The sequence below is a fragment of the Glutamicibacter sp. MCAF14 genome (assembly GCF_052114325.1).
Taxonomy (GTDB): Bacteria; Actinomycetota; Actinomycetes; order Actinomycetales; family Micrococcaceae; genus Glutamicibacter; species Glutamicibacter arilaitensis.
Genome location: NZ_JBFREO010000004.1, coordinates 357545 through 371001, shown reverse-complemented (window position 1 = coordinate 371001; position 13457 = coordinate 357545). Strand labels below are relative to the sequence as shown.

Genomic DNA, 13457 nt, shown 5'->3' with positions numbered 1-13457 from the left:
GGGAAACCGCGCATCCGCGCAGCTTCCCCGGGGGCTGTTTCTATGCCAGGGACCGGGACCGCTTACTTGGGCGCTACCGGGCGTGGAGCATCCGGTGATCCAGCGCGGCAAGATAGTCTGCGAAGCCCTCGCGCAACCGCCCGCGCAAGCGCCCCGAGGTGATCGCCTGCAGCCGGGCCGTGGCCTGGACCCGGTAGCCGGCGCGGCGCAGCGCTTCGACCAAGGCCACATCCTCTCGGGCCGCCAAGGGCTCGAAGCCTCCAACATCCAGGTAGGCAGCAGCGCACACCCCGAAGTTCGCGCCGTGGATATGGCCATGCCCCTCGATCGGCCGGTAGGCTTGCTCCCATAAGGCGAAGATGTGCTCATCGAGTTCGCCGCGGTCCGGTTCCACGGTTCCGGCCACCACATCGGCCCCGCCGGCGTGCAGGGTGGCAAAGCCCTCCAGCCAATGCTCGGCGACGCAGGTATCCGCGTCGGTGCTGGCCAGCCAGATGGCGCTCGGGTCCGCGTACGCGCCGAGGCAGGCCAGGGCGTGGCGCGCCCCGGCAGCCCGGCTGGCTCCGACATTGCCGAAGCTGGCCTGCAGCAAGCTGATCCGCCGATCTGCGCCGATCTGCCGCTGGGCAACCTGTACCGTGCGGTCGGTGCAGCTATCGGCAACCACGATGGCCCGGACCTGCACCTGCGGGCGGGCACACGCCAACCGGTCCATGGCCGCGCGCACCGAATCCAGGCAACGGTCCAGGCGTTCTTCTTCGTCATGGGCCGGGATGATGACCGCCATGGCCGTCAGCTGCCTACCCATGGGCACCAGCGGGCTTGCGCAGTATTTCAAGCAGGAAATCGGCCTCGCGATGCTCCACGATGCGCTCCCACCCCAGGTCTCCCGCCATCCGGTGCACATCCTCCCCGTCCAGCGGCCAGCCTTCAATGGGATGCAGCCAATGGCAGAGCACCAGCTCTCCGCCGGCTTCCAGTGCGGCAGCACTGGCGGCGAGCACCTGCTCCAGTTCATCGGCGGCCAGGAAATAGCCGATCTCGCTGAGCACTACCAGCTGCACGCTTCCCGGCTCCAGCTGCGGAAATTGCCGGGGCACCGTGGCCTGCAGCAAGCTGACATGCTCCATTCCGGCCACGGCACGCCGGGCCTGGGCTAACGCGGTAGCGCTGGCATCCACCGCCAGCAGGCTGGTGCTGCGGCGGGCCAGTTCGGCGCTCTGCACCCCGATGGAGCATCCCAGCTCCAGAACCGCCGCATACTGCTCCCGGGGCAGGGAGGCGAGCAGGATCTGCTGCTTGCGCTGCTCGTAGCGGCTGCTGCGGTACTCCCACGGATCTTCGCGCTGCCCGTAGAGCTCCTCGAACACCGCAGGAGCCGACGCGGCATCCTTGTGGCCAGGCCAGGTGGCGCGGAAGATCTCGGCACCGCGGGAAAAATGCTGCAGGAAGCCTTCGCTAAGGAGGACTTCGTCTCCTGGCAGGGCGGAGAGCGGCCGGGTTTGGGAACGGTGGGCTTCCAGGGCGCGGGCCTTGGCATCCTCGCTGGAGGCATCCAGGGCCAGCCGGCGCCAATGCCTGAAGCTGGGCTGCCGGCCCGGTTGCGCCCAGTGCCAGAACCAGATGGGGAATTCCAGGTGGCAGGCATTGTGCGCCAGGGCGCAGTCCGCCGCGATCAGGCCCAGGATTTCGTGGTCCGGGTGCCCGTCGCCGCGGTAGGTGCTGGCGATCAGGCAGCGCTCGCCGGCGTGCTGCTCAAGGGCGGCGCGGATCTGCTCCTGCTGCGCTTCGAGTTTCCCGTCGCCCAGGCCCAAGCAGTGCAGATGCAGCGTTCCGCTGCCCGGTCCCTGTGCGCGCAGCGTGTCCATGGCCTCGGCCAGCTCGGCCTGGCGCAGCGCGGCCAACTGGGCGGCGGAGTGTGTGGTGGAGTCCGGGTGCGAGGCTTCCCCGAAGCTGCAGACGATCACGTGGACATCGATCCCACGGCCAAGTGCCATGCGGATCAGCCCTCCGGCTCCCAGCGTCTCGTCATCCGGGTGGGCGGCCAGGACAATCACCGATGCGATTGCGTGGAAGAGCTTCTCCGGATCCAGTGCGGCGATCCGCTCAAGCCCAGCCTGCTGCCAGCAGCTTGCAGAGGTTCCCTGGTCCTCATGCGTGAAGTTCACCATGCGCTGCCGCCTTCCATGCCGGCACGGTCCGCAATCAACTGGCCCAGCGCCGCGTCGTCGCGGGCCGCGTGGTGCTGGCGCAGATAGATGCCCAGGTCTGCTGCGCGCCGCGCATGCTCCTCATCGGCGGTCAGCGGGCCCGGGCCGGTGGCTTGGCCGCTGAGTTGCAGCACCCGCTCGCAGGCCCCGGCCACCTGGCCGCGGACCCGATGGGCCGAAATGGCATCCAGCGCTCCGGCATCGGCCAGCCCGGCGGCCTGTTCCAGCAGTGCGGCGCAGCCGGCCAGCAAGCGGTCCGCTTCGCCGAGCCAGGCCAGGGCCAGCTGATCCGGGGTGCGCGCTTGGACGCTGCGCAGCAGATGGCGGTAGATTCCCACCGCTGCCCCGAACCAGCAGGCGGCCACGCCAACGCCCCCGACAGCGAACCCGGGACGGGACAGGTACCAGCCGGCGTCCTGCACCGGTTGGGCCGGCACGCCGGTGAAGTTCACGCTGCCGCTGGGCAGCTGCGCCATGCCGCGGCTGACCCAGGCATCCGATACCGGTTCAACACCCGGATGCCGCAAGGAAACCATGAATAGCCGGCCACCATCGGGCGTGGGGGCGGTGACCAGGGCATGGGTCAGCTGCGCGGCCAACGAGCACCAGGGCTTGGTGCCATTCAGCTCCCATCCCCCGCCGGACTGGCGAACCGCTTCCAGGGTGGCGTTGGGCGGCTGCGCGGCGAAAACGCCCCATGCAGTGCCGGCCGGCCACGACATGCCCGCCTGGCTCAGGATTCCCGCGGCATCCAAATGCGGTTCCAGCGTCCTGGCCGCGACCAGGTCGGTGGCGGCCACGGAGGCCAGCAGTTCCCACAGGCGCTGGGTCTGGCCGGCCGCTGGCACCGGAGGTTCCTCCCCCGAGCTTTCCAGCGTACGCAGCATCGCTTCCGGATTGCCCTCGCAGCGCACGGCGGCCGCACGCACCGCTTCTTCGGCGCCCCACCATGACTCGCTGTTGCGGGGGCGGGATCCTGGTTCGGCTGCACTAAACGACACCGGCCGCTGGTCCATCAGCTCTCCTTCTCTACGCGGAACTTTTGGCCAGTCTAGGTCACGGCCCATTCGTGCCCGGCCCAGCTGAATGACTCCTGATAACCGCAAAGGACCACGCAACGCAGCGAGCCAGCTTAGGGGATTAACCGCCGCGAAGGCGGCACTGTGATGATCTGCAAAGTTGGCCGCAAGCAAACTTTCAGCTTCGGGACCCCGATTTGCAATCTGCCCTATAGTTCAAATTGTCAGTAACCAGATCCACACAGGAGGTAAGAATCATGGGAATTGGAGACAAGATCCAGAACAAGGCCCAGGAAGCATCTGGCAAGGCCAAGGAGGCCTACGGCGATGCCACTGATAATGAGCGTCTGCAAGCCGAAGGCGTGAAGGACCAGGCCGCAGCCAAGGCAAAGCAGGCAGGTGAACACGTCAAGGACGCCGCCAAGGATGTCAGAGACGACCTGTCCTAAACCGCACTACCAGCTATGCCCCATGGATGCGTATCCATGGGGCATAGCTCTGCGCCAGGCAATGTGCACAGCGATACGGCCGCTGCTCCGGGAATTCGGAGCAGCGGCCGTTGGCGGTTTTCGGCGCCCTAGAGTTCGACGCTATTCGAGTCCCCGGGCTCGGCAGGTTTTCCGGTGAGTTTCTGCTTCACCCAGCCAGCCACCAGGCTCGCCGCCCCGCCGGGATTCTCCCAGTATTCAGCGGAGTCGGCATCGATGCGCAGCAGCACTGTCTGCGCAGATTCCGGGCCTTCGCTGGCGAAGGTCTCCACCGCGGCGTTCCACAATTCCTTCTTCTTGGCGACATCGAGCACCACTTCAGCGTGGCCGCTGACCGACACCCACGCCTTGGATCCGCTGAACGCGGCATTGACCAGTCCCTGGGCCCGGATTTCCTGGACAATTCCGGCGTCGGCGGTGGAGAAGAACCAGAGCTCTCCTTCGTCGGTGGCTTCAATCAGCGTCAGGGGGCGGCTGGCCAGCCGTCCAGCGCTGTGGGTTGTGACCATGGCGATCCGCAGGTCCTTGATGATGCTGATGACTTTGCTTGCTTCGTCGTTGGCCATGATGAGCTCCTTTGTCTTGGAATGATCTGGTCGTTTCACACGCTACCGAGGTGCCGGCCCGCGCCAAGGGGCGCCCAGGCGATTGCCAGCTTCGGCTCCTGCTCAGCTTTCCGGGTTCCGCCTGGAATCCGGATCCGCTTGCTCTTCGGCGTCCAGCTCGCTGGCAAAGCGCAGCTGCCGCCCGTCGCTGATGTCCTGCTCTTCTTTTTCCTCCTGCTTCATGCTGGCCTTGGTATCCCGCGGCGGAAGCTGGACCGAGCGCTCGGCGGCAATCCCCGCCTGCAGCTGGCGCCCGCGCTCGGCTTCCGCGTCGAAGACCGCGCCGAACAGCAGCGAGAGGTTGGCGATCCACAGCCACAGCAGCAGCACGATGACCCCGCCGATGGCGCCGTAGGTCTTGTTGTAGTTGCCGAAGTTCGAAACGTAGAAGAAGAAGCCCACGGTCGCTACCGCCAGCACGAGCAGCGCGATGGCCGAGCCGAGGCTGATCCAGCGGAACTTCGGTTGCTTCACATTGGGAGCCCCGTAGTAGAGCACGGCCACCAGCACAATCGCGCACAGCACGATCACCGGCCATTTGGCGATATTCCAGATCGCCACCGCGCCCTCGCCCAGCCCCATGGCGTTGCCCAGCGCCTGGGCCAGCGGTCCGGAGACGATCAGCAGCATCCCCAGCACGGACACGGCCACAAGAAGCACCAGCGTCAGCAGCAGCATCAGCGGGCGCAGCTTGTAGAACGGGCGGCCTTCGTCCACCTCGTAGATCTGGTTCATGGCCCGTCCGAACGCCCCGACATACCCCGAGGCGCTCCATAGCGCACCGAGCAGACCGGCAATCAGCGCCAGGCCTGCCGACGGGGCCGACGCCAGCTGCTCGATGGGCTGGCGCAGGGTTTCGACCACTTCCTTGCTGGCCAGTTCCTGGATCAGCGAGAGGATGTTGCGGGTCATGTTCTCCGCCTGGCCGGCAACTCCGAGCAGGGAGACTACCGCCAGCAGGGCCGGGAAAATGGAGAGCATCGCAAAATAGGTCAGCGAGGCCGCCATATCCGTGCATTTCTTCCGGGAGAATTCCCTGATGGAGCGCTTGGCCGCGTATTTCCATGACCTGGAGTGCATATCCGGCGGGGAATCGGGTTTGGATTCGGCATCGGGTGCCGGAGCACGCCTGGCTTTCGCAGCCGTTGCGCCCGCGCTGCCTTTTCCATCATGGCTCTCGGATTCTGAAGTCATGTGCAAATCTCCTCAACAATTACTTGTGCCAGCGGGCAGCGCCGGCGCGCAGGCGCACCAGCTGATGCACCGGCCGCGCCGCGCCCGCCTGGGTGCGCTAGTCCTTGACCGGGAAACGTTCCCACGCACGGTGGGTGGACAGCAGCTGTTGAGCGCTGTCGGCAACCCCGTCTACCTGGACCAGTTCAATGCCCGGGGCATCATCTTCCAGGCCGACTGCCTGGAGCAGGCCATCGGAGAGCCCTTCCAGGGTGATGATGGCCTTGTTGTGCCGGTAGGCCTCAGTCACCAGCAATGCCACACGCGGGTCGAGGGGAACCCCGCCCGCGCCGGCGGCACCGGCCTTGGCATCCAGGGCAACCGAAGCATCAGGGGCCGGAGGCAGCGGGCCGATGAGCACCAGCGCATCGAATTCGATGGACCGCGCCGTCAGGTAGGTGCGGTCAATGGGCAACCCGGGAGCCACTTCGCCGCCGGAGGCCGAGACCAGCAGCGGGGACATGCCGCGTTCGGTCAACGCTTGGGCGATTCCCGGCACGTGCTGGTGGTTGCCGGTATTGAACACCACCCCGACCTTGCGCCCGTCCACCGGCCAGGACTTCCCGATCTGCGAAAGCGCGGGACTGGCTATCGGGTCAGACAGCTCCATGGCTGCCGGCTGAGGCAAGCCCAGTGCCTTGGCGACACCGGCGGCCAGCTGGGCATCGATCCTGGCCAGGCATTCCACCTGCCGCTGGCGGATCACCGGATCGGTGCACTTGCCCAGCTCGAAGGAGTAGGCCTGCTGCACATGGGCGCGTTCAACGGCCGACAAGCTGATGTAGAACAAGCGGGCCTGGCTGTAATGGTCAGAGAAGCTGGCAGGCTCAGAACGCACCTTCTTGCTTTCAGGCACCGGCTGCGGGAAATCCAGCGGAGGCTGCTGCCCGGAAACCACTTGCGACATGTAGGGGCAGCCGCCATCCAGCGAGTTCGGCTTGTACGGTGCGATGCCCTTGGGCACCCGGTGCTGGTGGAAGCCATCGCGGAACATGTCATTGACCGGGGACACCGGAGCGTTGATCGGGATCTGCGCGAAGTTGGGCCCGCCCAAGCGCGTTAGCTGGGTGTCCAGGTAGGAGAAGAGCCGTGCCTGCAGTAGCGGGTCGTCACTGATGTCGATGCCCGGAACCAGATGGCCGGGGTGGAAGGCCACCTGCTCGGTCTGCGCGAAGTAGTTCTCCGGGTTGCGGTCCAGCACCATCTTGCCCAGCGGCTGGACCGGGGCCAGTTCTTCTGGCACGAATTTCGTCGGATCCAGCAGGTCGATGCCCTCGAAGACCCCCGAACCGTCGTCGGGGAAAATCTGCACGCCCAGTTCCCATTCGGGGTAGGCTCCGGCATCAATGGCTTCGGCCAGATCGCGGCGGTGGAAGTCCGGATCCGCGCCGGCGGCCAGCTGGGACTCTTCCCAGGCCAGCGAGTGCACGCCGAGCTTGGGCTTCCAATGGAACTTCACCAGGGACGCTTTGCCCGCCTCGTTGACCATGCGGAAGGTGTGCACGCCGAAGCCTTCCATCATGCGCAACGAGCGGGGTATCGCGCGGTCGCTCATCTGCCACATCACGTGGGCCTGAGCAGGGGTATGCAGGGAGACGAAATCCCAGAAGGTATCGTGGGCCGATTGCGCCTGCGGGATCTCGGTATCCGGGTGCGGCTTCGCGGCATGGACCAGATCCGGGAACTTGATGCCGTCCTGGATGAAGAACACCGGGATGTTGTTGCCCACCAGGTCGAAAATGCCCTCTTCGGTATAGAACTTCGTGGCAAAGCCGCGGGTGTCGCGGGCCGTGTCCATCGAGCCGCGGGAACCGACCACGGTGGAGAACCGCACGAAGACCCGGGTCTGCTTCCCGGGCTTGAGGAAATCGGCCCGGCACAGCTCGGAGGCGTTGCCGTAGCTGATGAAGGAGCCGTGGGCGCCAGCCCCGCGGGCATGGACCACGCGCTCCGGAATCCGCTCGTGGTCGAAATGCATGATCTTCTCGCGCAGGTGGTGATCCTGCAGCAAGGTGGGCCCGCGCTCTCCGGCTTTCAGCGAATGGTCGGTATCGCTGACGGGAGCTCCCTGGTTGGTGGTCAGGAATTCGCTGTCCTGGCCGGGGCCGGACAAGACCGGTTCCCCTCCCGGGCTTGCTTGCTGTTGTGGTTCGCTGGCCATGGCACTCTCCTAGCTGCTTGGGATTAATCGGCTGGTGAATGCCACGCTAGGGGCCGGTACGCCTTCGATGCCAGCACGCTGTCCAATTCCCATGATTTACACATGTGCATGGAAAAAGGGTGCGCATACGCCAAGACCGCCGGTGGCTGCATGGCCCACCGGCGGTCCTGGTAGGACGTTTCAGAAACGCCCTGCCCCTCGTGCTTGTGTTGCGTTATTGTCCAGATTCCACTCCTTACTTGGAAACCAGCTGGTAACCATTTTCGTTGTGTTCAGCCTCGTCGATACCGGCAATCTCGATATCTGCCGCGACACGCCATGGGCTGAACTTTCCAATGACCGTGGCGATGACCCAGGTCATCACCGCGGAGAAGACCATGACCACAATCAGGGTGGCTGCCTGGGCGATCAGCTGGGCGACGCCTCCGCCGTAGAACAGTCCGCCAGCGCTCTCCTCGGTTGGCAGGGCGAAGAAGCCCAGGAACAGGGTTCCGATCAAGCCGGCGACCAGGTGCACGCCGACAACATCCAGCGAGTCGTCGTAGCCCAGCTTCCATTTCAGGTTCACTGCCCAGGCTGCACCGGCGCCAGCCAGGACGCCCAGCAGCATCGCGGCCCAAGGGGCCACATCTGCACAGGAAGGGGTGATGGCGACCAGGCCGGCCACCAGGCCGGACGCGACACCCAGCGAGCTGGGGCGGGAACCGCGAAGCTTTTCTACCAGGATCCAGCCAAGGACGGCCGCACCCGGAGCTGCCAGGGTGTTGACCCAGATGAGTCCAGCCTGCTCGACGGTGGTCGCCGCACCGGCATTGAAACCGAACCAGCCGAACCACAGCAGGCCGGCACCGAGCATGACCAGCGGGGTGTTGTGCGGCTGCGGACGATCGTGGAAGTTGTGGCGCTGGCCCAACTTCAGGGCCAGGACCAGGGCTGCGATACCTGCGTTGGTGTGGACCACTGCGCCGCCGGCGAAGTCAATGGCTTCGCCGAAGATGCTGCCCAGGAATCCGTCTGCTGAGAGCAAGCCTCCACCCCAGACCCAGAAGGCCACCGGTGCGTACACCAGGGTGACCCACAGCGGGACGAAGAACAGCCATGGCGCAAAGCGGGCGCGGTCGGCGATGGCTCCGGAGATGATGGCTACCGAGATCATGGCGAAGGTACCGGCGAATCCGGCGGCGAGCAATTCGGGCTGCTCGGTGTTGTGCATGGCGAAGTCGCTGATTGGATTGCCGACGATTCCGGCGATGGCTGGTTCCCCGGCGGAGAACGAGTAGCCCCAGAGCACCCAGACAACGGCGGTGATCGCCGCGGCGGAGAAACTCATCAGCATCATGTTCACCACGCCGGTGGCGCGAGTCATGCCGCCGTAGAAAAGTCCCAGTGCCGGTGTCATCAGCAATACGAGTGCGGCAGCTATCAGGATCCATAAGCTGGCTACATCCAACTCCATGTGGATCACTTCCCCTCAAGGTATTCGGTGTATCAGTGGTGTTATGACTATCTAACGCGCCCGATGTTTCCGAACACGCGCTGCTTCGTTTCCGCTGTGTATCAAGTTCCTGCCGGGGGTAACGTTTGCTTCTCGGCAATGTTTCGCCGCCGTTTCGAGCAGTTCACGGTACTGCTGGCCGACGGTCAAAAGAACAGCCCGGCATCAGCAGAAAGTGCTTTCTGCTGATGCCCGGCTGGCGAGGCGGACTCCGGCAGCGGCTACAGGCGCTGGATCTTCACGACCTGGAACTTCGGCACCGTAGTGGATCCGCCGATGGTCGTGTCGTAGCTCAGGGATCCGGTCACCGTGGCGGTGATTTGGACAATGTCCTCGGCCACGATGTCATCCAGCGCCTCGCAGTCCGCCAGGCCGTCACCGGCAGTGAACATCGAATTGTGCTCGTAGTCGTATTTGCCCACCTGCGCGTGGCTCAGCTCGGCCCGGAAGGTGCAGGGACCGGTCGCGGAGTCGAACTGGGTGACCAAACCGTAGAGAATCACATTCTCATCGATGTGCGAGTCCGGTTGCTTCACGATTTGCGCCAGAGCCCGCTTGGTGACCTTCTTGGCCTTGTTGGCCTTGGCTTTTTCCGCCGCGGCCGCAACTTCCCTGTCTTCCTTTTCCTTCGCCTTGCGTGCCTTCTGGGCTTCTGCGGCTGCTGAGCGTTCTTCCTCGGCTGCGCGAAGCTCTGCTGCTTCTTCCTCGGCCAGGGCCAATTGCGTTTCGGTTTCTGCCAGCTGGGCTTGCAGTGCTTCCTTTTCAGCAGCTATGGCTGCGCTCGAGGCTTGCGCAGCCTCGAACTCTTCTGCCGATACCCCGCAGGCAGCCAGCGATAGAATTCCGGCCAGTGCGGTTGCAGTTACTAAGAACCTCTTCATGCTCATTTCCCATTTCACGAGTGCGAGTTGCTTGAACCCCCAAGTTTCAAGTACCCATGATCCTTACAGGGGCCGGGGACAATTTAGCTGGAGCAGGCACACTGGAAGCATGGACCGATCTTTCTTCTTGCCCGATGCCTTGGACGTTGCGCCCCGGTTGCTTGGGGCAGTACTCACCGTGGATTCCATTGACGGACCGGTCAGCGTGCGCATCACCGAAACCGAAGCGTACATGGGCCTGGGAACCGCAGGGCCCTATGACCCGGGCAGCCACTCGAAGGACAGGAAAACCGAACGCAACGCGTCCATGTTCCTGGAACCCGGGCACGCGTACGTGTACTTCACCTATGGAATGCACTACGCCCTGAATTTCGTTTGCTCACCGCCAGGAGCTGCGTCCGGGGTGCTGATACGTTCTGGCGAAATTATTTCCGGCACCGATCTGGCCCACGCACGAAGACTGGAGAAGCGGCCCGTCCGCTACGCCCGCAACCCCATCCCGGAAATCCAGCTGGCCCGTGGACCGGGGAACTTGGCCACCGCATTGGGACTCACGAGATTGGAGCATGACGGGCTGGATCTGTTCGCTGCACCCTTTACCCTCCATGCTGCCTCTGGTCTCCCGGAGGCTTTGCACACCGGACCCCGTGTTGGCGTCGCGGGGATAGCCGGCGGTCCGCAGTTCCCCTGGCGATTCTGGCTGCCTGATGAGCCGAGCGTTTCCGCTTTTCGCCCGGGCCGCGATGCGCCTGGGGCAGTCAATGGCATCAGGAATCGAAAATAGGCTCTGGCTTCAACGCAATTAATGCGTTGAAGCCAGAGCCTATCGAGCAAGGTGCGGCAAAGCCCTATGCTGCCGGGAACAGTTCCTTGGAATCCAGTTCCTTCTTCAGCCGGGATTCCAGGGTCTGGGACAGGGATTCGGCAAAGGTTTCGGTCAGGTGCGAGTGGTCCCAATAGGCCACGATGCCACCGACTACCGCAAAGCAGCGTCCGTCCTCGCACAGCTGGTCATTCATGTCGACATCAATAATATTCGGCTTATCCAGGACCTTCACCGCGTCGGCTTGCGGATCCATCGGAATCCATTGCTTAGCCTCGCCACTGCATTCGCTGAATTCGCCATCACTGGAGGCCACGCAGTCAGGCACATTCTCCACGGTCTCCCCCGGGAAGGACGTATCCCGGATGACCGCTACAGCGGCGCCGGTGCCGGCCCAGTCCTGGAGAATCTTTTCGTAGGCCTTCTGGGCAGGCTCAGCGGTGTTTTCCATTTCGTATCCGGAAACCGGAAGGGACTGGCGGTTGGAGCTGATCACCAGATCATAGTCTTCCTTTTCGATCTGCTTGGTCACCCAGCTGCCATAATCAGCGCAGCCCTTTTCCCGTGCCTTGGAGTCAAAGACCTGGGGTTCGCCCATGACTGCGCATCGGCTGGCCAAATAGGTATCAATACTCCATCCATTCTTCTTCGCCATAGGTTCCAAGGCAGGAATCCACTGGCCTGCATGTGAGTTTCCAACCAGTGCTACCTTGATCTTGCCATCACCGTAGTTGCATACCGGGCGGTCCTTGTAGTCGGCGTCCTGGCTGGCGAAGCAATCATCCTTGTAGACAACCGGCTTGTCGGTCTTCGCAACTACCGGGGCGGGAGCCACCGGCTGGTAGGCCGTCTCGATATTCACTGCTTCACCGCATGATTCACTGAGCGACGCGGCACCGAAGCAGTCTTCGCCCAGCTCCTTTTCGACCTGGGCCAAGGCCTTGTCGACGTCTTGGGCGTCATTGATAATGCGTTCGGTGTTGAGGTAGAAAGCTCCGGCAACCAAAGCCAAGACGAGGCTGCCCGTGGCAAGGAAGCGTGGCGCCGTGAGCAGTGCCGAGGCGTCAAAGAACTTACGGAATCGAACCTCGACAAGCTTCTGCGTCAAAACAGCCAAGACCAGCGTCAAAACGAGGGCAATGATCTTCTGGGGCCATTTGAAGTCATCCACCATGAAAGGCATCAGGATCAATAGCGGCCAATGCCAGAGATAGATGGCATAGGAATTGTCACCGAAGAACTGGAACGGCTTGCTGCTCAAGAACATGTTCGGCGAGTACTTGTGCGTGGAATGGCAGAGCAGGATCAGTGCGGTCCCGAATACTGGAATCGCTGCAATGTATCCGGGGAATGGCATCTGCCCGGTAAAGGCCACCGCGCTGAATGCGATGGCAAGGACTCCGCCCCACGACCCGATCAAGCTCATCGCATCCTTCTTGGCCGCATGCGCACGCGCTCCCGAGGCCGCCACCAGGGCGCCTGCCGAGAATTCCCAGACTCGGGTAAAGGTCGAGAAGTACGCGCTGCCCGGTTCAGTCGCGGTTGCGTATAGCGAGTATCCGAAGGAAATCACGAAGACGGCGCTGATTCCGGCCAACGCGGCGGTTGCCGGCTTGATTCCGGACTTGATTGCGGCGAAGATCAGCACGCCGATCAGAATTGGCCATACGAAATAGAACTGCTCTTCTGCAGACAGGGACCAGAAATGCTGGAAGGGGCTTGGAGCTTCGCCTTCGGCAAGGTAATCGACCTTGGTCAGTGCCAGGTACCAGTTCTGGAAGTAGAACGTCGCGGCCATCGCTTGCAGTCCCCAGTCCTGCCACACCGTGGACGGTGCGAAGAACCAGATGCCCAAGACGCTGGCCAGGATCACCAAGAAGGAGGCAGGGATCAGCCGCTTGACTCGCCTCATCCAGAAATTGACGACATCGCCAATATTCTTCGGCGGCTTGGCGAGCAGATGCGAAGTGATCAGGAATCCCGAGATCACGAAGAACACGTCGACCCCGACGAAGCCGCCGGGCAGATAGTGCCCCCAGAAGTGGTACAGCACAACAACACCTACGGCGATGGCGCGCAGGCCCTGGATGTCCATGCGGAAAGCCCTGGGCTTAGGGTCCTGCGTGACTGGTATGGGCAGGTCTTGGTTCGACGACACTTCTGGATGGATCCTTTACCGGCTGGTCTGGCCGCACGGGGGCATCCAGAGTCAACCGGAGTATCCCTCATGCAGTGCGTACAGATTGAAGGGACACACTTCCCCAGAAAACATCTTTACCCAAGTAGTCTGGACGTTTTCTGTAGCGCTGGTCACTGCTTCCTTGGGTGACCTGCGGCCAGAGGGCGCCGGGAAAGTTCTATTCGCTCGCTGACTTGATCTTTTCCGCGGGGGTTCCAAGGAAAGCTCCGGACCCGGAATCAGGCGGTGTGATCGACCTCACTGCAAGATTTCCTTGATCCCAAGCCCTGTGTGCGCCGATGGCCCAACAGGAACAAAACCGCTCTGTGCAGGAATTGCAGATGCGCAGTGCCCGCTTAAACA

Annotated in this window: 11 protein-coding genes; 2 read left to right on the top strand and 9 right to left on the bottom strand. The window is 63.3% G+C overall.

Translation table 11 applies throughout. The features are described 5' to 3' along the window. Window positions 1–73: 73 nt before the first annotated feature. Genes AB4Y71_RS09110 through AB4Y71_RS09100 form a run of 3 tightly spaced genes read right to left on the bottom strand, consistent with a single transcriptional unit; the run spans window position 74 to window position 3226 of the window. Entirely contained in the window at window positions 74–808 is a 735-nt protein-coding gene (locus AB4Y71_RS09110) for a glycosyltransferase (RefSeq protein WP_441719837.1), read from the bottom strand. Continuing rightward, a complete protein-coding gene (locus tag AB4Y71_RS09105) occupies window positions 801–2171 on the bottom strand; it encodes a PIG-L family deacetylase (RefSeq protein ID WP_441719834.1) in 1371 nt (456 codons plus the stop codon). The genes AB4Y71_RS09110 and AB4Y71_RS09105 overlap by 8 nt, the downstream gene beginning before the upstream one ends. Continuing rightward, window positions 2165–3226, bottom strand: a complete 1062-nt coding sequence (locus AB4Y71_RS09100; protein ID WP_441719831.1) for an acyl-CoA dehydrogenase family protein — start codon at window positions 3224–3226, stop codon at window positions 2165–2167. Before AB4Y71_RS09100 ends, AB4Y71_RS09105 begins: the two co-directional genes overlap by 7 nt. Window positions 3227–3486: 260 nt before the next feature. On the opposite strand from AB4Y71_RS09100, the gene AB4Y71_RS09095 reads away from it, so the two are divergent. Next, entirely contained in the window at window positions 3487–3678 is a 192-nt protein-coding gene (locus AB4Y71_RS09095) for a CsbD family protein (protein ID WP_193058152.1), read from the top strand. A 128-nt stretch (window positions 3679–3806) separates the two neighbouring features. On the opposite strand, the gene AB4Y71_RS09090 is transcribed toward AB4Y71_RS09095, so the two are convergent. From AB4Y71_RS09090 to AB4Y71_RS09070, 5 genes are all read right to left on the bottom strand, one after another. Beyond that, the gene (locus AB4Y71_RS09090; protein ID WP_441719828.1) at window positions 3807–4283 is read right to left on the bottom strand and encodes a pyridoxamine 5'-phosphate oxidase family protein; all 477 of its coding nucleotides are present in this window, start codon (window positions 4281–4283) and stop codon (window positions 3807–3809) included. A 102-nt stretch (window positions 4284–4385) separates the two neighbouring features. Continuing rightward, window positions 4386–5516: a YihY/virulence factor BrkB family protein gene (locus tag AB4Y71_RS09085; protein ID WP_441719826.1), complete on the bottom strand. Its 1131-nt coding sequence runs from the start codon at window positions 5514–5516 to the stop codon at window positions 4386–4388. Window positions 5517–5613: 97 nt separating this feature from the next. Next, the gene (locus tag AB4Y71_RS09080) at window positions 5614–7716 is read right to left on the bottom strand and encodes a catalase (protein ID WP_441719823.1); all 2103 of its coding nucleotides are present in this window, start codon (window positions 7714–7716) and stop codon (window positions 5614–5616) included. Between the two features lie 235 nt (window positions 7717–7951). Next, window positions 7952–9172: an ammonium transporter gene (locus AB4Y71_RS09075; RefSeq protein ID WP_441719820.1), complete on the bottom strand. Its 1221-nt coding sequence runs from the start codon at window positions 9170–9172 to the stop codon at window positions 7952–7954. Window positions 9173–9432: 260 nt separating this feature from the next. After that, the gene (locus AB4Y71_RS09070) at window positions 9433–10092 is read right to left on the bottom strand and encodes a hypothetical protein (RefSeq protein ID WP_441719817.1); all 660 of its coding nucleotides are present in this window, start codon (window positions 10090–10092) and stop codon (window positions 9433–9435) included. Window positions 10093–10201: 109 nt separating this feature from the next. On the opposite strand from AB4Y71_RS09070, the gene AB4Y71_RS09065 reads away from it, so the two are divergent. Then, complete coding sequence (locus AB4Y71_RS09065; RefSeq protein ID WP_441719814.1) at window positions 10202–10876, top strand: DNA-3-methyladenine glycosylase; 675 nt, start codon at window positions 10202–10204, stop codon at window positions 10874–10876. A gap of 64 nt (window positions 10877–10940) precedes the next feature. On the opposite strand, the gene AB4Y71_RS09060 is transcribed toward AB4Y71_RS09065, so the two are convergent. Beyond that, complete coding sequence (locus tag AB4Y71_RS09060) at window positions 10941–13073, bottom strand: acyltransferase family protein (protein WP_441719811.1); 2133 nt, start codon at window positions 13071–13073, stop codon at window positions 10941–10943. Window positions 13074–13457: the final 384 nt, after the last annotated feature.

Coding starts and splice junctions, on each gene's coding strand:
- AB4Y71_RS09110 (WP_441719837.1), bottom strand. CDS start 808: ATGGGTAGGCAGCTGACGGCCATGGCGGTCATCATCCCGGCCCATGAC.
- AB4Y71_RS09105 (WP_441719834.1), bottom strand. CDS start 2,171: ATGGTGAACTTCACGCATGAGGACCAGGGAACCTCTGCAAGCTGCTGG.
- AB4Y71_RS09100 (WP_441719831.1), bottom strand. CDS start 3,226: ATGGACCAGCGGCCGGTGTCGTTTAGTGCAGCCGAACCAGGATCCCGC.
- AB4Y71_RS09095 (WP_193058152.1), top strand. CDS start 3,487: ATGGGAATTGGAGACAAGATCCAGAACAAGGCCCAGGAAGCATCTGGC.
- AB4Y71_RS09090 (WP_441719828.1), bottom strand. CDS start 4,283: ATGGCCAACGACGAAGCAAGCAAAGTCATCAGCATCATCAAGGACCTG.
- AB4Y71_RS09085 (WP_441719826.1), bottom strand. CDS start 5,516: ATGACTTCAGAATCCGAGAGCCATGATGGAAAAGGCAGCGCGGGCGCA.
- AB4Y71_RS09080 (WP_441719823.1), bottom strand. CDS start 7,716: ATGGCCAGCGAACCACAACAGCAAGCAAGCCCGGGAGGGGAACCGGTC.
- AB4Y71_RS09075 (WP_441719820.1), bottom strand. CDS start 9,172: ATGGAGTTGGATGTAGCCAGCTTATGGATCCTGATAGCTGCCGCACTC.
- AB4Y71_RS09070 (WP_441719817.1), bottom strand. CDS start 10,092: ATGAAGAGGTTCTTAGTAACTGCAACCGCACTGGCCGGAATTCTATCG.
- AB4Y71_RS09065 (WP_441719814.1), top strand. CDS start 10,202: ATGGACCGATCTTTCTTCTTGCCCGATGCCTTGGACGTTGCGCCCCGG.